Here is a 265-nt window from a genome sequence, read left to right on the forward strand (position 1 = left end):
CTTTGACAATGGGATGATCTGTGCCACTGAAAACTCGGTTGTCATTGACGACGAAATCTACGACCAGGTTAAAGAAGCCTTTAAGAAGTGGAACTGCTACTTCTTGAAGCCAAGCGAGATTCCAACGTTTACCAATGGCTTTATTGATCCTGATCGGCACCAGGTCCGTGGCCCGATTGCTGGTCGTTCTGCAAATGATATTGCTGAAATGTGTGGGCTGAAGAACGTTCCAGCTAATACCAAAGTACTGATTGCCGAGCTGGAT

General features: G+C 46.4%; 1 protein-coding gene. It reads left to right on the plus strand.

Annotated features, from left to right (window positions below; all coding sequences use genetic code 11):
- Nucleotides 1-13: 13 nt before the first annotated feature.
- Nucleotides 14-265: hypothetical protein (locus LJE08_RS14105; RefSeq protein ID WP_227403590.1), on the plus strand; the 252-nt coding region annotated here is incomplete at its 3' end.

Source organism: Holdemanella sp. DFI.5.55 (assembly GCF_020593575.1).
GTDB lineage: Bacteria > Bacillota_I > Bacilli_A > Erysipelotrichales > Erysipelotrichaceae > Holdemanella > Holdemanella hominis.